Raw genomic sequence first — 19,584 nt, 5'->3', positions numbered from 1 at the left:
TCTGCGGTACGCTCGCTCCCAAATAGCGCGGGGAGAATGCGGGGAGATCGACATCCAGCAGTTCATGATGCGCCTCAGCAGCAACCTGCGCAGATTCCGCTGGCTGGTGTTCTCCTGCTGGTTGCTGGCCCTCGTGCCGGCCGTCTATCTGGCCCTCACCCAGTCCAACCATCTCACCGGTGGCGGCTTCGACGTGGCCGGCTCGCAGTCGCTGAATGTGCAGTATCAACTGGAAGATCACTTCCCGGAGCAGGGCGCCTCCCCGCTGGCTCTGGTCGCGGCACCCCGCGCCGACGCCAGCTACGACGACATGAACGCCGCCGTCGCCCAGTTGGAGCAGGTGGCAAAGCAGACCCCCAGCGTCGTGGTGGTGCCCAACCCCGCCCAGCCGGCGCCCGCCCCGGACAAGCCCTACGTGGTGTCGCTGCGGCTGGACTTTCACAACACCGGCGCGGTGGACGTCGCACGTCAGTTGCGCCAGAAGGTCGGCATCACCGGTGACCAGCCCGGCCAGATCCGGGACGGGCGGGTCAAGCTCTACGTCATCGGCCAGGGCGCCCTCGGCGCCGCCGCCCAGACCAGCACCAAGCACGACATCGCCGAAGCCGAGCGCTGGAACCTGCCGATCGTCCTGATTGTGCTGCTCGCGGTGTTCGGCTCGCTGGCGGCCGCCGCGGTCCCGCTGGTGCTGGCGCTGTGCACCGTCGTGGTGACGATGGGCGTGGTCTACCTGTTGTCGACCGTCACGACCATGTCGGTATTCGTCACGTCGACGGTGTCGATGTTCGGTATCGCACTGGCCGTTGACTATTCGCTGTTCATCCTCATGCGTTTCCGGGAAGAACTGCGCGCCGGACGCGACCCGAAGCAGGCGGCCGACGCGGCCATGGCAACGTCGGGCCTGGCGGTGGTGTTGTCAGGTCTGACCGTCATCGCCTCGCTGACGGGCATCTACCTGATCAACACCCCGGTGCTGCGTTCGATGGCCACCGGCGCCATCCTCGCTGTCGCCATCGCGGTACTGACGTCGACCACATTGACCCCGGCCGTGCTGGCCACGTTCGGGCGACCGGTCGCCAAACGTTCCCCACTGCTGCAATGGTCGAGGCGCGTGGAGGCCACCCAGTCGCGGTTCTGGACCCGCTGGGTCGGCGAGGTCATGCGCAGGCCCTGGCTGTCGGCGCTGGCGGCGACGCTGGTCTTGTTGTTGATGGCCGCACCCGCATTCTCGATGGTGCTGGGCAACAGCATGCAGCGGCAGTTCAAGTCGTCCCACGAGATCCGCGGCGGAGTGGCCGCGGCCGCCGAAGCGTTGGGACCCGGCGCACTGGGCCCGGTCAGGGTGCTGGTCACGTTCCCGGGCGGCGGCGCATCCGATCCCAAGAACTCCGCCGGGCTCGAAGCGATCAGCACCGAGATGTCGAAGGCGCCCGACGTCGTCTCGGTCTCCAAGCCGGCGTTCGCCGATAACAACGGCAGCGCACTGCTCTCCGCGGTGCTCTCGGTTGACCCCGAGGACATCGGCGCACGCAACGCCATCGACTGGATGCGATCGCACCTGCCCAGGCTGCCCGCGGCGTCCGGCGTGCAGGTCGACGTCGGTGGTCCCACGGCGTTGATCAAAGACTTCGACGACCGGGTGTCGCAGACCCAGCCGCTGGTGTTCGTATTCGTCGCGCTGATCGCGTTCGTCATGCTGCTGATCTCGGTGCGGTCGGTGTTTCTGGCGTTCAAGGGCGTGTTGATGACGGTGCTGTCTGTCGCCGCCGCGTACGGCAGCCTGGTGATGGTGTTCCAGTGGGGCTGGCTGGAGGGGCTGGGCTTCGAGAAGATCACCTCGATCGACAGCACGATCCCGCCGCTGGTGCTGGCGATGACGTTCGGCCTGTCGATGGACTACGAGATCTTCCTGCTCACTCGTATCCGGGAGCGCTACCTGCAGGCGGGCGACACCCGCGACGCCGTCGCCTACGGGGTGGCCACCAGCGCGCGCACGATCACCAGCGCCGCGCTGATCATGATCGCGGTATTCACCGGATTCGCGTTCGCCGGCATGCCGCTGGTCGCCGAGCTCGGGGTGGCCTGCGCGGTGGCGATCGCGGTGGACGCCACCATCGTCCGGCTGGTCCTGGTGCCCGCCCTGATGGCGATGTTCGACCAATGGAACTGGTGGCTGCCCGCCTGGCTGGCCCGGATCCTGCCGTCGGTCGACTTCGAGAAGCCGCTGCCCAAGGTCGACCTCGGCGACCTCGTCGTCATCCCCGACGACATCTCCGCACTGGTGCCGCCGACCGCGGATCTGAAGATGGTGGTCAAGGGGGCGGCCCGGCTGAAGAACCTGGCGCCCGACGCGGTCAGTGTGGCCGACCCGCTGGCGTTCAGCGGCTGCAACGACCTCGCCGGCAAGGTGAAGGGCAGCGACGACGCCAGCGCTCCGCATCCTGTCCGCGTCGGACCTGTCCGGGTCGGGGTGAGCACCACCGCGACCGTCAAGCTGATCCGCGGCTACCGCAACGGCAGGACGGTGCCCCGGCCCGTGCACCCGGTGACGATGTGGCGGGGCCGGCTGGCGATCGCGCTGGACGCCCTGGAAACCGGGGCCGACATCACTGACCCGACGGTCGAGCGGCTCAGCCCGGTGGAGACCACCAACGTCCAGCTGCCCACCGGTGACCGGCTGCAGATCCCGACCTGCGCCGAGACCCTGCGCATGCAGGCTTATCTGATCATGTGCCGCAACAGCCGGGCGGACTTCGCCGAGTTCGCCGATCTGGTCACTGTGATGGATACCGAGGCCGCTGCGGTGGTACTCGCGAGTATGGACCGGTATTACTGTTCTGGACAATCTAAGCGACAATGGGTGACAACCCAGTTGGTACGTCGGCTCGCCGATCCCAACCCCTCCGCCGTCGGCGACGACGAGCGGTGGGCAGGACCGCAAGGGGCAGCCGAATGGGAGCGGATCAGGCAGCGTTGCCTTTCGGTGGCGGTGGCGATCCTGGAGGAGGCGAGGTGACGGTGGCTGCGGATCGCGATGCCGCGCAGTCCTTCGCCGACGGCCGTCCCGTCGAGTTCTGGCCTACTGCTTTGATTCGCGAGGCGCTGGAAACCGGTGACATCACGGTCTGGCAGCGCATCGTGGTGGCCATCAAACGGGACCCGTACGGCCGCACCGCCCGCCAAGTCGAGGAAGTGCTCGAACATTCGCAGCCCTACGGCATCTCCAAAGCTCTCTCGGAGGTGCTGACCCGGGCGCGCGGTCACCTCGAGGCCAACGAGCGGGCCGAGGCGGCTCGCCACGTGCGACTGCTGCTCGACAGGTCCGGCCTGGCCATTCCAGAATTCGCCTCCCGCATCGGCGTCGCCCAGGCAGATCTGGCCGCCTATCTGGACGCGACGCTCAGCCCGCCCGCCTCGCTGATGATCCGCATGCGAAGGCTGTCCGACCGGTTCGCCAAAATGCGCGCCGAGCGCGCGTCCGGCCGAGAATAGCGCCGTGGGCTCCCTGGATTCGGTTGAGCTGCAACAGATTCTGCGTGACACCCGCACCGTCGCGGTGGTGGGCGTTTCCGACAATCCGGTTCGGCCCAGCAACGAGGTCTACCGGTACTTGGCTCGGTACAGCCACTACGAGCTGTACCCGATTAACCCGAACATCAGCGAGCTCGACGGGAAACGGGTCTACCCGTCACTGGCCGACCTGCCGGTGGTGCCGGACATGGTCGACGTGTTCCGCCGGTACGACGACCTGCCTGCGGTGCTCGCCGACACGCTCGCCCTAGACCCGCTCCCCAAATACCTTTGGCTGCAACAGGGTTTGTGGCACGACGAAGTCGGCGCGCAAGCACAGGCCGCCGGTTTACGCGTCGTGATGGACCGGTGTCTGAAGGTGGACTACGCCCAGCTCATCGGGCGTTGATCGGCGAGATATCGAGCACCACCCACCGGTCGTCCTGCTTGGCCAGCGCCACTCGCAGCGCCAGCACAGCCGAGCTCGGCTGTTGACCGGGCTGGTTCTGGGTTCCCCGCATCACCACCGCGACACTGGCCGCCGCCGGCCCCAATGCCTCCAGACCCGCCGAGATCGTCTGCGCCGAGGCAGAGATGTTCTTCTTGGCCAGATCTGAAGTGGCTTTGCCGAATTCACCCTTGTACGCGTCGGCGCGGTCGGGTGCCATGAAGGATGCGGCCCGGTCGATCGACGAGGTGGGGGCGGCCGGGCTGAAGGTGGCGGTGGCCTCGGAGACAGCAGTGGCGATGCGCACCACCTCGGCGGAGTCGTGAGTGAAGTCCTGATCGGGCAGCGTCCACCGGGTGTAGCCGACAACCACCGCCGCCGCCAGCGCCAGGGTAGCCAGCCCGACGACCGCCAGGCGCAGCCCCGGGCTTTCGTCGTCGGTGCCCATGGTCACCGAATCCCGCCGGTACAGAACGAAATTGACGACGACACCCTCAACGATGAGCAGGCACAACACCGAGCACACCGAGACCCACCACAGAGGCCAGCCCAGCACCACACCGATGGCCAGCAACGCCCCGACTGCGGCGACCGGCGCGGCGACGTCGAAGGCGAGCACGCGGGCCAGGTTCCTCATCGCAGTGACTCGAGCCGCGAGATCATCAGCTTGCCGTCTACCTCGGAGACCCCGAGGCGCAGGTTCCAGCGCACGGTGGCCGGCTTGTCGCCGGAATTCTCACTGACCGAGGTGGCGACGACCAGCACGGTGTCGGTGCGTTCGGCCAGTTCCGGGGGCAGGGCGGCGGGCGCGGCCGGACGCTGGCCCTGCTGCGCGTCGAGGTCGTGATGAACAGTTTCGAAGGACACCGAATCGATCTGTCCGGTGGTGCGCGCCTTCAGTGTCCTGACCACTTCGCGGTAGGGCGTGATGGCGCCTTCGAAATCGGAGTTGAGCTGGCCGACGGTGCCGTCGTGCAGCTTCTGCAGGCTCGCGTCGACGTTGTCGACGTTCATGTTGATCAGCACCTCGGTCCAGTCCGCGGCGGCGGCCATCACCCGGGTCTGGTAGGCGCGCTCGTCGGTGGCGTTGTGATGGGCCGACCAGATCAGCGCGCCGAGCGCGATCGCGATCACAGCCACCAGGCCCAGGACCGCGGAGGCGACACCGTAGCCGGAGAACACGCCGTGGTGCGCCTCGTCGTGGTCCTGGTCAGACAACGACGTCTGTTCGGCCTCGGGCATGAGGCGAGGCTACCGGGCCACTCACGGGCCAGACGCCGCGGTCTGACCTCTGGTAAGGATGGTTGGGTGACGGTAGAAACACTGCGCTCGGGTCTCGACTTGTCCTACGTCGAGGCCGAGGTACGCCCGCAAGACGACCTGTTCGGCCACGTCAATGGACGCTGGCTCGCCGAATACACCATTCCCGGTGACCGGGCCACCGACGGAGCGTTCCGCACGCTGTACGACCGGGCCGAGGAACAGGTGCGGGAGCTGATCACGCAGGCCGCCGGCGGGCGGGAGCGCAGCGACTCGGGGGGCGACAGAGGTGAGCCCGGCACGGACGCTCAGCGCATCGGCGACCTCTATGCCAGCTTCCTCGACGAGGAGGCCGTCGAGCGCCGCGGCGTGCAGCCCCTGCGCGACGAGCTGGCCCGCATCGACGCCGCGACCGACCCGGCCGCGCTGGCCGCCGTGATCGGTGCCCTGCAGCGCACCGGCGTCGGCGGTGGCGTCGGGCTCTACGTCGACACCGACTCGAAGAACTCGGCGCGCTACCTGGTGCACGTCTCGCAGTCCGGGCTGGGCCTGCCCGACGAGTCGTACTACCGCGACGAGCAGCACGCCGCCATTCTGGCCGCCTACCCGGCGCACATCGCCGCCATGTTCGCCCTCGTCCTGGGCGGGACAGCCGACGAGCACACCGAGCGGGCCGCGCGGATCGTGGCGTTGGAGACCAAACTGGCTGCCGCGCACTGGGATGTGGTCAAGCGCCGCGACGCCGACCTGACCTACAACCTGCGCAGGTTGACCGATCTTCCGGCCGAGGCACCCGGCTTCGACTGGATGGGCTGGGTCAGCGGGCTGGGCACCTCGCCAGACGCTGTCGCCGAACTGGTTGTGCGCCAACCTGATTACCTGACAGCATTCGCAGAGCTGTGGTCGAGCCACGAGTTCGCCGACTGGCAGGATTGGGCGCGTTGGCGGCTGATCAACGCCCGGGCCGCCTATCTGAACGACGCGGTGGTCGCGGCGAACTTCGACTTCTACGGCCGCACCCTGTCGGGCACCGAGCAGATCCGCGACCGCTGGAAGCGGGCGGTGTCGCTGGTCGAAGGTCTGATGGGCGACGCGGTCGGGCGGCTGTATGTCGAACGCCATTTTCCGCCGGATGCCAAGGCCCGCATGGACGTTCTGGTCGACAACCTGCGTGAGGCCTACCGGGTCAGCATCAACGACCTGGAGTGGATGACACCGGCCACTCGCCAGCGCGCCCTGGCCAAATTGGACAAGTTCACCCCCAAGATCGGCTATCCGGCCAAATGGCGAGACTACTCCACGCTGGTGATCGATCCAAACGATTTGTACGGCAACATTATTCGAGGCGCTGAAGTCTCTCATGACCGGGAGCTGGCCAAGTTGGGCGGCCCGGTCGATCGCGACGAATGGTTCATGACCCCGCAGACGGTCAACGCGTACTACAACCCGGGCATGAATGAGATCGTTTTCCCCGCGGCGATTCTGCAGCCGCCGTTCTTCGATGCCGAGGCCGACGACGCCGCGAACTACGGCGGGATCGGCGCGGTGATCGGCCATGAGATCGGGCACGGATTCGACGACCAGGGCGCCAAATACGACGGCGACGGCAACCTGGTCGACTGGTGGACCGACGAGGATCGCGCCGAGTTCGGCGCGCGAACCAAGGCACTCATCGAGCAGTACGAGACGTTCGTGCCCCGCGGGCTCGAACCGTCCCATCACGTCAACGGGGCGTTCACCGTCGGCGAGAACATCGGCGACCTGGGCGGGTTGTCGATCGCACTGCTCGCCTACGAGCTGTCGCTGGAGGGCAAGCCGGCGCCGGTGATCGACGGGCTGACCGGCCAGCAGCGTGTGTTCTTCGGATGGGCCCAGGTGTGGCGGACGAAATCTCGTGAGGCCGAGGCTATTCGACGACTGGCGACCGACCCGCACTCGCCACCGGAGTTTCGCTGCAACGGCGTGATCCGCAATATGGACGCGTTCTACGACGCGTTCGAGGTCAGCGCCGACGACGAACTGTATCTGGAACCAGAGCGCCGCGTCCGGATCTGGAGCTGAGCGTGGACGCCTGGGATGCCATCCGGGCCCGGCGTAACGTTCGCAGTTACACCCCGACCCCGGTGCCTGAGGACGACCTCGACCTGATCCTCGAAGCCGGCTGGCGGTCCCCGTCGGCGCGCAACAACCAGCACTGGGATTTCGTGCTCGTCACCGATCACTCTCAGCTGCAGGAACTTTCGACGGTATGGGTGGGCGCCGGCCACATCGCCGGCGCCCAGGCCGCGATCGCACTGGTGATTCCCGAGCCGCCCGACGAGCGCACCAAACTGCTCGACCAGTACGACCTGGGCCAGGCCACGATGGCCATGGCGATCGCGGCGACGGACCTGGGCATCGGCACCGGCCACTCAGCAGTCGGCGATCAGGACAAGGCCCGGGCAATCCTCGGCGTTCCCAGCGGCTACCTCGTGGCCTATCTACTCGGCCTCGGCTACCCGGCCGACCGTCCACTCACCCCGATCCGCAAACCGAACCGGCGTCCGTTCGACGAGGTGGTCCACCGCGGCCGGTGGTAGGTCGGCCTACTCAGGCCGGCGAATCCGTGGCGCCAGGTGTCTTGATCTGAGCGGCCAGCCAGGGCAGCGCATCAGAGAGCGCGCGCTCGGCGAACTGCCAGGTGTGGAAGCTGATGATCCGGTGCACCGTGCAGGAGATTCCGACCGTCTTGGCCGTCGCGCACAGATCGTCGGCCGCTCCGGCCTCGTCGGAATCGTGGAACTCGTCGTGCCCGCCGAACCCTAACGGCGCATCGGATTGCGGCCGTTTCGCACCGCCGGTGCCGTAGGGCGATGTGGTGTTGGTGGGTGTGACGGTGTCCTCGAACCAGCCGGCGACACCCTGATACGGCCCGTGCTTGAGCATCACCGTCCGCGGGTCGAACTGGTCCCACGCCGCGGCGTCGCCGCCGTAGAGCCGGCTGATCGTCTGCTCTTTGGTCCCGGCTGTCGGCCCGTGGTCACCGGCGATGTCCTCGAAGGTGCTGAACAGCTCGGGATGCATGACAGTCAGGTCGATCGCGCAGGTGCCCCCCATCGACCAGCCGACCACCGCCCAGTTGGCCGCCTGATCGGAGGCGTTGAATTGGTCGACGACATAAGGCCGAACGTCCTTGGTCAGATGGTCGGCGGAGTTCCCGCGGGGACCGTTGACGCATTCGGTGTCGTTGTTGAAGCTGCCCCCGGTGTCGACGAACACGAAGATCGGCGCCATGCCGCCGTGGCTCTGGGCGTAGCCGTCGATGATGGGCATCGCGTTGCCGCTGCGCATCCAGTCCGCGGGGGTGTTGAACTCGCCGGCGATCATCATGATGACCGGCAGCTTCGGCGGGGTGGGTCCGGCGAACCAGGCGGGCGGCAGGTAAACGTACTCGCTGCGGTGTTTGAAACCGCTCGCGTCCTTCGGGATGTCGACCTCGACCAGCTTCCCGTTGGTCTGCACGGTGTTACGCAGCCCGGGCAGATCGGCGGCATCGATCTGATTCGGTAGCGGGCCTGCGGTCAGCGATCCCCACGCTGCCTGCACACTCGGGTAATAGCCGACCCACCTGTTGAGGGCGACCAGCGCGGTCAACAGTGTCAACGGAATCGCTAGCAGCGCGACACCTCGTCGCCACCAAGAGTTCCCCCGCCAGCCCAGCACGGCCACCGCGACCCCGGCCCCGAAAACCGCGGTCCACACCCACAAGTAGAAGGGCGGCGGGTCAGAGGCGAGGCCTTCGGAGTTGAGGTAGGTCCGCGCGGCGAGCGCGGCGAGCACGCCGACGACTACACAGACCGGCAGCCACACCAGCCACCAGCGCCGGGTCCTGCGCCAGCCGATGGCGACGAGTAATACGACGACAGCGACGATTTCGATGGTCAGCGGCAGCCAGCCGCCGAGCAGCGAGACACCGTGTGCGTACTGGTGGAAGTCGGGGGCGGGCAGCTGCGGCAGCGGTGTCGGTTCAGCCGGCGACGGTGCAGGCGATGGAGATGGCGGCACGGACCCCATTGTGGAGGCCGTTGCTGTGCTTAACCTTTGAGCGCTGACCTGGCGGACCGGCGGTCAGGCGAGTTGCCACTGCCAGTCGTCGGCGCCGTCGGGCTTGTTGTAGGTGCCGACAGAATTCTTCACGATGATCGGATCACCGCTGCCGAAGTTGTCGTAGAACCACTGCGCATTCGCCTGGCTGAGGTTGATGCAGCCATGGCTCACGTTGCGCTTGCCCTGGTCTCCCACCGACCATGGCGCGCTGTGGACGAAGTTGCCCTGGTTGTCGATTCGCACAGCGAGCTTGACGTGAACCTTGTAACCGTCCGGCGATGTATTCGGCACTCCATAGGTGGCCGAGTCCATCACGATGTCGGGGAACTTTTCGAGCACGTAGTAGGTGCCGTTGGGGGTGTCGTGACCCGGCTTGCCCATCGACATCGGGAACGTCTGCTCGAGCTTGCCGTTGCGGGTGATCGTCATCTGGTGGGTGGCGTTGTCGGCCGTGGCCACCAGGGCGTCTCCGACGCGGAAGCTGGACCTCGCGCCGCTGGCGTCGATGTTGACGACGGTGCCGGCCGGCCAGAAGTTGTAGGGCCGCCACCGCACTTCGGTATTGGTCAACCAGTAGAACGCGCCGGGAACCGGCGGCACCGACGAGATGTGGATCGACTGCTCTGCCAACGGGCGGTTGGCGATCGGGCGGGCGAAGTCGATGATGATCGGCTTGGCCACCCCGACCATCGAGCCGTTGACGGGGTTGAACGTCGGCGGCGCAAACACCGGATCTCCGGTGTACGGCAGCGGGTTCTGGCCCTTAACCGGGCCGGCTGCGGCCACGGCGGCCTGCTGAGCGGCCAGCGGGTCGGCGGCCGGCAGCGGTGGCGGTGGCGGCGCGAACGGATCGGGTGCCGGCGCGGCGGCGATCGGGTCGACGGCGGGCGGAATCCCCGGGTCGGGTGGCGGCACCTGGGCCGGCGGCACATCGACGATCCCTGGGTCGGCGGGCGATTGGTCAGGGTCGGCCAGCGCCGATCCGCTGCCGAGACTGATTCCGGCGGCCACTCCGACCACGCATAACGTGGCGGCGATCGCCCCCTTCACTCGCAGCGCCATAACCTGAACTCCCTCGATTTCCTAGGACCCAGTGTGGCACAGCACCCTGGGGTTACTCCCAGACGTGATTAGCCAGCGAACCCGACCTTGGACCCTGTCAACGTCCTGAACTGTGCAGATAGTCGCCGCAAAGGTGGCAAGCGTTACTTTTCGCTGGTAGCCGGGGCAAGAGCGAACAGCCCGCGGCTGAACACCACGCACACCAGGGCGGCCAGCATCAACGCCGCGGACGCGCTGATCATGGCTCCCACCCCGGCCCGCTGGTAGAGCAGGCCGCCGGTCAGGGATCCGGCCATGATGCCGACCTGGAAAGCAGCCACATACAGCCCGGATGCGCCGTCAGGGTCGTTCGGCGAGTGCCGCATGGCGGCGGCCTGCAGCATCGGCGGCATCGCGTTGGCCGTCGCTCCCCACAGCACGATGGCCACCACCCCGGCCAGTGCTGCGACGAAGGTGTGCCAGTCGGCAAAACCCAGCGCAGCCAGGCCCGCGAAGGCCAGCGACGACCCGGCCAGGCACCCGACGACGGCGGCCTTCGGACGACGGTCCCCCGGCCGGGCCAGCAGCGCCATACCGGTCAACCCGGCCACGCCGTAGGCGGCGAGCAGCCACGCCTGATGGGCCCCGTGCACGCCGACCACGTCCCGGATGATGACCACGATGAAGGTGTAAGAGATGAAATGCGCGGTAACGCCCACCAGCGTCAACGCGCACAGCACCACCAGCGGCCGGTTGCGGTGGTGACCACCGCGCGGGGGCCGCTCGCCGGTGACCGCGTCGCCCACCGCCATCACGGGTAGCGCGAACCGCGCGGCGACCAGCACCACCAACGAGGCGATCGTGATGGCCCCGACAGCCGGCCGCCAACCCCACAGGTCGCTCATCGCCGCGGTCAGCGGACTGCCGACGACAAGAGCCAACCCGGTGCCGACGTAGACGGCCATGGTCGCCCGGCTGGCGTGACTCGGTGGCACCAGGCGCGCACCGATCGGGGCGATCACCGACCACATCAGCCCGTGGGTGAGCGCGCACAGCAGCCGGCCGCTGGCCAGCACCGCGAACGTCGGGGCCAGCGCGGAGATCAATTGCGACGCCGACAGGCAGGCCAGCGTCCACAGCAGGGTGCGCCGTCGCGGCCAACTGGCCGTCCACCGCACCAGTGGCAAGGTGGCCACTGCGGCCACCAGCGCGTAGCTGGCCAGCAGGGTGCCGACCACGGCCTCGCTGACGTGCAGATCGCGGGCGATCGCCGACAATGCCCCGACCGGCATGATCTCGGCGGTGACGTAGATGAACGCGGCGGCGGCGAGCACGCCGAGCGCAATGGTGACTCGCGGTGTCCACGGGCCGGCGCGCAGCACAGTGGGCACGCGCTCACGTTATCGGCTACACCAGGGAAACAGGATGACGTTGGTCGGCGTTGCACAGGCTGATCACCAACAGAGGAGAATTCGAATGGTCGCGATTCCGGCTGGTTACGAAGATCTGCTGACCCGCCCGCTGTACGGGCACCTGGCCACCACCCGGCCCGACGGCGATCCGCAGGTGAATCCGATGTGGTTCGACTGGGATGGCGAGCTCCTGCGGTTCACGCACACCACCAAACGGCAGAAATACCGCAATATCGCCGCCAACCCGCATATCGCGATGTCGGTCGTCGATCCCGACGTGCCCTACAAGTATCTGGAGGTCCGCGGCGTGGTCGAGGAGATCGTGCCGGATCCGACGGGCGCGTTCTACCTTCACCTCAACGACCGTTACGGCGGCCCGCTGACCGAGCCGCCGACCGATGCCGCCGACCGCGTGATCGTGGTCGTGCGCCCGACGTCGTTCAGCAAACAGTGAGCGTCAGGACCGAACCAGCCGTGCGATAGCGGCCGAGGCCTCCGCCAGTTTCTTGTCGGCTTCCTCGCCGCCTTCGGCGACCGCGTGGCTGACGCAGTGGCCGAGGTGTTCCTCGAGAAGTCCGAGCGCCACCGATTGCAGCGCGCTGTTGACGGCGCTGATTTGCGTCAGCACGTCGATGCAGTACTTGTCGTCATCGATCATCTTGGCGATGCCACGGACCTGCCCCTCGATCCGTCGCAGCCTCTTGGTGTAGTTGTCCTTGCGCGCCGAATACCCATGTGCGGCAGTCATTTACTCTCCCAGCATTTGTTTCATCTGGTTGATCTCGGCCTGCTGCGCGGCCACCATGGCCTTGGCCATGGTGATCATGTCGGCGCTCTGCCCCTTGGCGATCTCGTTATTCGCCATCTCGATGGCCCCCTGGTGATGGTTGATCATCGACTGCAGCCATAGTGTGTCGAACTCAGGGCCTCTGAGCGAGTTGAGCTTGGCCATCGTCGCGTCGTCGACCATGCCCTGCATCGCCATTCCGCTGTGGTCGCCCATCGCGCCGGGGTCGACGTCCCACTGCAGCAGCAGTGCCTTCATCGCGTTGATCTCCGGCTGCTGTTCGCCCGAGATCTTGGCCGCCAACGCGACCAATGCCTGGTTGGCGGTGTGCTGGGGAACCAGCGCCGACAGCTCCACCGCCTGCTGGTGGTGCGGGATCATCATCTGCGCGAACATCACGTCGTCGGCGTTGTGCGCGGCCACCACTGCGCTGCTCGTCGTGGCGGACGACCCGTGCTGGCTATGGTCGGTGGCGGCGCTACAGGACGCGACAACGGCGGCGGTGGCGAGGGCGGCGGCGACCGCCACGATGCGACTGCTGGGAGAAGGCATGTCCCCACCGTACCGGAATACCCCTCGGGGGTATAATAGAGATTTGGAACCGCACCCCGACCACGGCATACTTGTCCGGTGACTGAAACGCCCGATCTCAAGCCCCGCAGTCGTGATGTGACCGATGGTTTGGAGAAGGCCGCCGCTCGCGGCATGCTCCGCGCGGTAGGCATGGGTGACGAGGATTTCGCCAAACCACAGATCGGGGTGGCGTCCTCGTGGAACGAGATCACCCCGTGCAACCTGTCGCTGGACCGGCTGGCCAAGGCCGCCAAGGACGGCGTGCATGCCGCTGGCGGCTACCCGATGGAGTTCGGCACCATCTCGGTGTCCGACGGCATTTCGATGGGCCACGAGGGCATGCACTTCTCGCTGGTCTCCCGCGAGGTGATCGCCGACAGCGTCGAGACCGTCATGATGGCCGAGCGCCTCGACGGTTCGGTGCTGCTGGCGGGCTGCGACAAGTCGCTGCCGGGCATGCTGATGGCCGCCGCGCGCCTCGACCTTGCCGCGGTGTTCCTTTACGCGGGCTCGATCCTGCCGGGCCGGGCCAAGCTGTCCGACGGCACCGAGATGGACGTGACGATCATCGACGCATTCGAGGCGGTCGGCGCGTGCGCCCGCGGTCTGATGTCGCGCGAGGATGTCGACATCATCGAGCGGGCGATCTGTCCGGGCGAGGGTGCCTGCGGCGGAATGTTCACCGCCAACACGATGGCCAGCGCCGCCGAGGCGCTGGGCATGTCGCTGCCGGGCAGCGCGGCGCCGCCGGCGACCGACCGCCGCCGCGACGGGTACGCCCGCCGCAGTGGTGAGGCGGTGGTGGAACTGCTGCGCCGCGGCATTACCGCGCGCGACATCCTGACCAAGGAAGCGTTCGAGAACGCGATCGCGGTGGTGATGGCGTTCGGCGGATCTACCAATGCGGTGCTGCACCTGATGGCGATCGCGCACGAGGCCGACGTCAAGCTGACGTTGGAGGACTTCACCCGAATCGGCGCCAAGGTTCCGCACCTAGCCGACGTCAAGCCGTTCGGCAAGCACGTGATGTTCGACGTGGACCGCATCGGCGGCGTGCCGGTGGTCATGAAGGCGCTGCTGGATGCCGGACTGCTGCACGGTGACGTCATGACGGTGACCGGGGAGACCATGGCCGCCAACCTCGCCCACATCGCGCCGCCGGATCCCGACGGCAAGGTGCTGCGTGCGCTGGACAATCCGATCCACCCCACCGGCGGCATCACGATCCTGCACGGCTCGCTGGCGCCCGAGGGCGCGGTGGTCAAGTCGGCCGGCTTCGACTCCGACGTGTTCGAGGGCACCGCAAGGGTTTTCGACGGCGAGCGCGCCGCGATGGATGCACTCGAGGACGGCACCATCGTGGCCAACGACGTCGTCGTCATCCGCTACGAGGGCCCCAAGGGTGGCCCCGGGATGCGCGAGATGCTGGCGATCACCGGAGCGATCAAGGGCGCCGGGCTGGGCAAGGACGTCCTGCTGATGACCGACGGCCGGTTCTCCGGAGGTACCACCGGCCTGTGCGTCGGGCACATCGCTCCCGAGGCCGTCGACGCCGGACCCATCGCCTTCCTGCGCGACGGCGACCGGATCCGCCTGGATGTCGGCAAGGGCACGCTCGACGTGCTGGTCGACGCCGACGAATTCGATTCCCGCAAGGCAGGATTCAACCCGCCCGCGCCCAAGTACACGACGGGTGTGCTGGCCAAGTACCGCAAGCTGGTCGGCTCGGCCGCGCACGGGGCCGTCTGCGGCTAGGCCGCTGCCCTGGTGGCGGATCGTTTGGATCCGCCGACGCCGCCGTTGTGGGTGGATCCAGTGCTCGCCGACGGGCTAGTTGAGCTTGAACCCGTCTGACCGGTTGCCGCGGGCGACTTCGCGCCGCCGGCCGAGGACCTCGTGGTGCGGGTCGAGGTGGTGCCGGTCGACGGCGTGCTGACCGATTCGGCGGCAGGAGTCGTTGCGGCGGGAGTCGCTATCGAAACACCGGAAGTGGCTGTCGGCGTGCTCGTGCTACCGGTAGGCGCCGACGGGTAGGTGATCTTCAGATGGTTGCCATCCACAGTGAGCACCGGCGCCGTCTTCCCGAACCGGAGCAGCGGGAACGAATCCTGGAATCCGACGATCAGCGCCCGAACGACATCGCCCGGCACCTGCGCCCACTCCGCCGGGGTGAGCGTCGCCTGCGACAGGAAGGTGACGGAGTCGCCGGATTGGTCGAACGTCCGGTTGTAGGTGCCCCCGTCGGTCGGGGTCTGGACATCCGTATAGCCGGTGTTGACCAGGATCGTCAGCGCGGGCTGCAACGCGTCGGCGAGCGGGGTCCCCAGGTTCAGTGGATGACCGAGCGCGTTTGAGACGGCGTTGATCAGGCGCACCGGCAGACGAAGGGGCTCCAGGAGTGGCAGATCGTTAGGCGCCAACGTGCTGTAGGTGGTACTCGTTGAACCCAGCGTCGCCAGCAGACCGAGGGCAGTCTCGATGTCGCCCAGCGATGCACCCCCGAGATTCACACCGCCGAGCAGGTTGGTCGGCAAGACGGTGGCCAGCAGGGTGTTGGCGAGCGAGAACGGGTTCAGGGTCTCCGGCAAGTCGGACAACGCGTTGTACTCCAGCCCGACATTCACTACCGCGGAGTGCAGAGTGACGATGCCGCCGCTGCCCTTGGTGGCCGGCGTTGAACTCGAGGCGCTTGTGCCGACCGGATTAACGAGGTTGATGCCGAACAGGTTCGCAATCGGGGCGAAGCGCGTGTAAAGCCCACCATTGGGTGTCAGCGGGCTGTTCAGCAGGAGAAGCGCCAGGGTCGTCACGTTGTTGCCGGGCCTGCAGAAGGTGCCCTGGGACGCGCACTGCGCCCCGGTCAGAGTGTTGATCAGCCCTGGACCAACGAGAGGGGTGTATCCCGGCAACGTATTACCGCCTGCGCTCGACAGCAACGCTTGATACGCGTGGTTCGTGTCCAAGGTGGCAAACCCTGAACCCGCCAGAAGCGCCGACCCCACTATCCCGCCGGGTTGGCGTCTGAAACTGTTGGTCAGGATGTTCCATCCGGCGAACGGGAAGGCGTTGATCTGATCAGCCAGGTTCACCGGATTGGCGTCGGTGTAGGCGAAGTCGATCGTGAGGGTGTCGATCAAGGGCGGCGCCACGTTGGGGAAATCAACCGAGTTCACACCAGCGGCCTGCAAGAGCCGGAATACCGGTCCAGTGGTCACGCCGTTGAGGGTGACATCTGCTGCTCTGGCCGTGGGCAACAGGTCCGGCGCGGTCATTCCGAACGCCATCGCGGTAGCGGTAGCGGCCGCCGCACCGAACAGCCCGGTTTTCCTGGCAGCGCTCGAGATCCGTTGGCCTTTCCTGGCGATTCGTGTCTCTGGCATTGCCCCACCCCTTACATCGCATTTCTCAGGCTGCGCTCAGGAATTTAGCCCCAAACAGTTGGTGCTCAGATCACTTTCGCAATGCTGGACGAAACTGGGGACTACGGACCTTCGAACCGCGCGTAAAGCGCCGGCAAGAAGCTCGCCAGGTGGTTCATCTCCTGTGCGCAGTGCACCAGCAGGTCGCGCGGATCCGGCAGCTGACGCGCCGCGATCGGGCGGATCACCGAATCGGCCAGCCGGTTGCCGCGGCGCACTCCGATATAGGGTCCGCCCATCCAGAATCGAGACCGCATCTCGGCCCCGTCGGGAGTAGCCCGGACGTGGTGCACGAACCAGCCGATGTCCACGGGCAGCTCGCTTGAGCCCAGCCGCGCGCACACCGCGAGGTCATTGCCCAGCCTGGATGCGTCCAAGCCCAGCGCGGACGGTTCGAGGAATTGGATGGCCGCCTTGGCGTAGGCCGAACCCAGGTATTCCTCGATGATCGAGGTCCGCCCGACGTAGCCGGAGCCGTTGTCGTCGCCCCAATGCGCCGACGCGTGCGCACGCGGGTGCCACAGCTTGTAGCGGGTGGACTCGCTGCCGTGCCAGCCGAACCACCAATCCCACATCGCCGGCGTGACACCGGGCATGTCGGTGCGGATCGAGACCTGGAAGCCGCCGCCACGCAGCGTTCCGTACCCGTTCTCGGTCTGCTGGTATCCCTCGTCGAGAATCGTTCCCGCGGAATCGAATCCGAGTAGCACCTGATCGGCCTGCGGCCCGTGCTCGAGTGCGATGACGGCGTGCCGGGGCAGCTCGGCCATCTCGGGATTGAAGTACGTGCCCCATGGGGTGTCACTGTCGCCGGGGTGGTAACCCAGATATGTCTGGGCCATCAGAGTCGACCCATCCAGCTGTGGAAACGAGCGTCGGGGTCGTACTCGGCACGCACCCGGTCGAGCCGGGCCATGCTCTCGTCGGTGGCGAACTTCGCCGGTCGCTTGCCCAGATTCTCGTCGGCGAGCTGGATTCCGGTGGCCAACGGCGCCATTGCCGCCATGTTGGAGCGCGGCCAGTCGCCGTACTTGTCGTCGTCGGCCGGATCCATCCACCCGGCGTAGAGCGCCAGATAGATCTCGCTTTCCAGGCTGTAGGCCATGTCCTGACGCTGCGGGGACGGCCCCCAGTTCAGCCAGAGGAAGTGCGAGGGGTGAGGCGGCAGGGTGTCCAGGATGGTGTGAATGCCCGGCATCAGCTCCGCGGCCGAGGCGTTGGTCCACATGTTGTCGGCGGAGTACCGATGATCGGCGAGGTAGTTGCTCATCACCGCGGTGTACCAATCGGGCAGGCCCATCGGCGCATAGGGAAAAGCGGCCAGCGCCTTGTCGACGACGGGGCAGCGGTCGAGGAGGCCGAACGCCTCCTTGGCTTCGGCCTCGGTGTCGGCGAACACCGGTGAGGCCATCACGATCGTCGGCCGGTCGATGCCCGCATTAGGCGCACTGCTGGTCGCGACGATCTGCAGCTCGACCCGGCGATCGACCTCGGCGGAGATGTTGCGCGCCCAGGTGAAGATCTCGTCGGCGAGTTCGATCGGGTAGGCGTAGAAGCTGCTGCCCAGCACGGCGGGCTTCTTGTAGAGCTTGAGGTGGAACGCGGTGACCACGGCGAAGAAGCCGGGTCCGGATCCGCGGGCAGCCCAATAGAGATCGGGATGGTTGTCGGCGTCGATGTAGATCGTGTCGCCGTCGGCGGTCACCACGTCCAGACCGATCACACTCTCGCAGGCGGGGCCGACGACCCTGCTGTTCCAGCCGTATCCGCCCTGCAGCAGGTAACCGCCGATACACACGCCCTTGCAATGTCCGGCGGGGAAGAACAGGCCCGCCGCGTCGAGTTCGGCGGCCAGCACACTGCCACCCTTACCGGGACCGGCGACGGCGACGCTCCTGTCGGTGTCGATGCTGGTCTGGTCCACTCGGCTCATGTCCAGCAACACGGCACCGTCGCGCAGGTGGCTGGCCGCCCAGCTGTGGCCGCCGGACTTGATGCTCACCCGCTTGTTGTTGGCCTTCGCGTAGCGCACTGCGGCGACCACGTCGTCCGTATCGACCGCCTGGACGATGACGTCCGGGTAGCGGTCCGGGACGCGCTGGTTCCACACCGTGGCGCGGCGCGCGTTCTCGTAACCATCGTCACCATGGAAGAAATGACGACCCTCAGGAAGTGACCCCACCCAAGCCTCCTCTGGTTCACATTGCGGATCTATACGATCCGCAATGTGGCACAATACCGCGCAGGGGACGTGGAGGGAAGGGACAGCCTGATGGCGGATGCGGAAATTTCGGTGGTCGGTGAGGGACGTGCGTCCAGTGCACGCGACGACGGCATCCAGGTACTACGCCGGGCCGCCGCCGCGCTCGACGAAATCGCGACCGCCCCGGGCCGGCTGCGACTGGTCGACCTGCACAGCCGCCTCGGCCTGGCCAAGTCGACCGCGCGCCGGCTGCTGGTCGGTCTGGTCGAGGTCGGGTTCGCAGCGGTGGACGACGATGGCCGCATCGTCCTCGGGGATCGGCTGCTGGGCCTGGCCAGCGCCGATGCCGCGCACATCACCTCGGCTTTCCGGCCGACCCTGGAGCGCATCGCCGAGGCCACCGGCGAAACCGTGGACCTCTCGGTGTACCGGGGCGGCCAGATGTTGTTCATCGACCAGATCGAATCTCCACATCGGTTGCGCGCCGTCTCCGCGATCGGCGGACGTTTCACCTTGCACGACACCGCCAACGGGAAGGCGACGCTGGCGTTGTTCGACGACGCCGACGCCGACGTCGCCACGGCGCTGGCACCGTTGGACCAGGCTGCGGCCGACCGGGTGCGCGCCGAGCTTCGCGAGATCCGCACCGCCCGAATGGCGTTCGACCGCGACGAGCACACCGAGGGGATCTCCGCCGCTGGGATCGCGGGCCGGGCGGCGGGCGGAAACGTCGTCGCGATCTCGGTACCCGCTCCGACCGAACGTTTCAAGGAACACCAGAACCACATCATCGCCGCACTGCGCTCCGCGCTGGATTCACCCCTCTGGTCCAGCTGACCAGCCTT

Annotated in this window: 18 protein-coding genes; 8 read left to right on the top strand and 10 right to left on the bottom strand. The window is 67.1% G+C overall.

Translation table 11 applies throughout. The annotated features are described in order from the left end of the window. Positions 1 to 64 precede the first annotated feature (64 nt). Genes CG716_RS06005 through CG716_RS05995 form a run of 3 tightly spaced genes read left to right on the top strand, consistent with a single transcriptional unit; the run spans position 65 to position 3,919 of the window. On the top strand, positions 65 to 3,016 hold the full coding sequence (locus CG716_RS06005; protein ID WP_094477458.1) for an MMPL family transporter: 2,952 nt from the start codon (positions 65 to 67) through the stop codon (positions 3,014 to 3,016). After that, a complete protein-coding gene (locus CG716_RS06000) occupies positions 3,013 to 3,492 on the top strand; it encodes a transcriptional regulator (protein ID WP_094477456.1) in 480 nt (159 codons plus the stop codon). The genes CG716_RS06005 and CG716_RS06000 overlap by 4 nt, the downstream gene beginning before the upstream one ends. 4 nt (positions 3,493 to 3,496) lie before the next feature. Beyond that, positions 3,497 to 3,919, top strand: coding sequence for a CoA-binding protein (locus tag CG716_RS05995; protein WP_094477454.1), 423 nt, complete (start codon positions 3,497 to 3,499; stop codon positions 3,917 to 3,919). Here the strand turns inward: CG716_RS05995 and CG716_RS05990 are convergent. Beyond that, positions 3,906 to 4,595, bottom strand: coding sequence for a hypothetical protein (locus CG716_RS05990; RefSeq protein ID WP_094477452.1), 690 nt, complete (start codon positions 4,593 to 4,595; stop codon positions 3,906 to 3,908). The genes CG716_RS05995 and CG716_RS05990 overlap by 14 nt on opposite strands. Beyond that, on the bottom strand, positions 4,592 to 5,200 hold the full coding sequence (locus CG716_RS05985) for an Rv1363c family protein (protein WP_094477450.1): 609 nt from the start codon (positions 5,198 to 5,200) through the stop codon (positions 4,592 to 4,594). The genes CG716_RS05990 and CG716_RS05985 overlap by 4 nt, the downstream gene beginning before the upstream one ends. Before the next feature lie 66 nt (positions 5,201 to 5,266). Between CG716_RS05985 and CG716_RS05980 the strand changes: the two genes are divergently transcribed. Beyond that, on the top strand, positions 5,267 to 7,279 hold the full coding sequence (locus CG716_RS05980; RefSeq protein WP_094477448.1) for a M13 family metallopeptidase: 2,013 nt from the start codon (positions 5,267 to 5,269) through the stop codon (positions 7,277 to 7,279). Between the two features lie 2 nt (positions 7,280 to 7,281). Continuing rightward, positions 7,282 to 7,797, top strand: a complete 516-nt coding sequence (locus CG716_RS05975) for a nitroreductase family protein (RefSeq protein WP_094477446.1) — start codon at positions 7,282 to 7,284, stop codon at positions 7,795 to 7,797. Positions 7,798 to 7,807: 10 nt separating this feature from the next. Here CG716_RS05975 and CG716_RS05970 read toward each other — a convergent pair whose 3' ends face one another. From CG716_RS05970 to CG716_RS05960, 3 genes are all read right to left on the bottom strand, one after another. Further along, complete coding sequence (locus tag CG716_RS05970) at positions 7,808 to 9,262, bottom strand: alpha/beta hydrolase (protein WP_207760594.1); 1,455 nt, start codon at positions 9,260 to 9,262, stop codon at positions 7,808 to 7,810. A 63-nt stretch (positions 9,263 to 9,325) separates the two neighbouring features. Further along, a complete protein-coding gene (locus tag CG716_RS05965; RefSeq protein ID WP_094477442.1) occupies positions 9,326 to 10,366 on the bottom strand; it encodes a L,D-transpeptidase in 1,041 nt (346 codons plus the stop codon). A 143-nt stretch (positions 10,367 to 10,509) separates the two neighbouring features. Further along, positions 10,510 to 11,736 carry an MFS transporter gene (locus tag CG716_RS05960; RefSeq protein ID WP_420093176.1) on the bottom strand — a complete coding sequence of 409 codons (1,227 nt, stop codon included), beginning with the start codon at positions 11,734 to 11,736 and terminating at the stop codon, positions 10,510 to 10,512. 85 nt (positions 11,737 to 11,821) lie between these two features. Between CG716_RS05960 and CG716_RS05955 the strand changes: the two genes are divergently transcribed. After that, the gene (locus tag CG716_RS05955) at positions 11,822 to 12,211 is read left to right on the top strand and encodes a PPOX class F420-dependent oxidoreductase (protein WP_094477440.1); all 390 of its coding nucleotides are present in this window, start codon (positions 11,822 to 11,824) and stop codon (positions 12,209 to 12,211) included. A 3-nt stretch (positions 12,212 to 12,214) separates the two neighbouring features. On the opposite strand, the gene ricR is transcribed toward CG716_RS05955, so the two are convergent. Together ricR and CG716_RS05945 are read right to left on the bottom strand one after the other, a co-directional pair. After that, entirely contained in the window at positions 12,215 to 12,505 is a 291-nt protein-coding gene (gene ricR, locus CG716_RS05950; RefSeq protein WP_094477438.1) for a copper-sensing transcriptional repressor RicR, read from the bottom strand. Continuing rightward, positions 12,506 to 13,096, bottom strand: coding sequence for a DUF305 domain-containing protein (locus CG716_RS05945; protein WP_094477436.1), 591 nt, complete (start codon positions 13,094 to 13,096; stop codon positions 12,506 to 12,508). A gap of 78 nt (positions 13,097 to 13,174) precedes the next feature. On the opposite strand from CG716_RS05945, the gene ilvD reads away from it, so the two are divergent. Further along, positions 13,175 to 14,872 (top strand): dihydroxy-acid dehydratase, encoded by a 1,698-nt coding sequence (gene ilvD / locus CG716_RS05940; protein ID WP_094477434.1) that lies wholly within the window; start codon positions 13,175 to 13,177, stop codon positions 14,870 to 14,872. Here the strand turns inward: ilvD and CG716_RS05935 are convergent. From CG716_RS05935 to CG716_RS05925, 3 genes are all read right to left on the bottom strand, one after another. Then, positions 14,869 to 16,497 (bottom strand): PE-PPE domain-containing protein, encoded by a 1,629-nt coding sequence (locus CG716_RS05935; RefSeq protein WP_094477432.1) that lies wholly within the window; start codon positions 16,495 to 16,497, stop codon positions 14,869 to 14,871. The genes ilvD and CG716_RS05935 overlap by 4 nt on opposite strands. Positions 16,498 to 16,598: 101 nt before the next feature. After that, positions 16,599 to 17,381, bottom strand: coding sequence for a DAPG hydrolase family protein (locus CG716_RS05930; RefSeq protein ID WP_234817738.1), 783 nt, complete (start codon positions 17,379 to 17,381; stop codon positions 16,599 to 16,601). Continuing rightward, positions 17,378 to 18,718: an FAD-binding oxidoreductase gene (locus tag CG716_RS05925; protein WP_094477428.1), complete on the bottom strand. Its 1,341-nt coding sequence runs from the start codon at positions 18,716 to 18,718 to the stop codon at positions 17,378 to 17,380. Before CG716_RS05925 ends, CG716_RS05930 begins: the two co-directional genes overlap by 4 nt. A 90-nt stretch (positions 18,719 to 18,808) precedes the next feature. Between CG716_RS05925 and CG716_RS05920 the strand changes: the two genes are divergently transcribed. Next, positions 18,809 to 19,576: an IclR family transcriptional regulator gene (locus CG716_RS05920; protein WP_094477850.1), complete on the top strand. Its 768-nt coding sequence runs from the start codon at positions 18,809 to 18,811 to the stop codon at positions 19,574 to 19,576. The last annotated feature ends 8 nt before the right edge of the window (positions 19,577 to 19,584 follow it).

The organism is Mycolicibacterium sphagni (assembly GCF_002250655.1).
Classification (GTDB): Bacteria; Actinomycetota; Actinomycetes; order Mycobacteriales; family Mycobacteriaceae; genus Mycobacterium; species Mycobacterium sphagni.
This window is presented reverse-complemented; position numbering and strand designations above follow the sequence as displayed.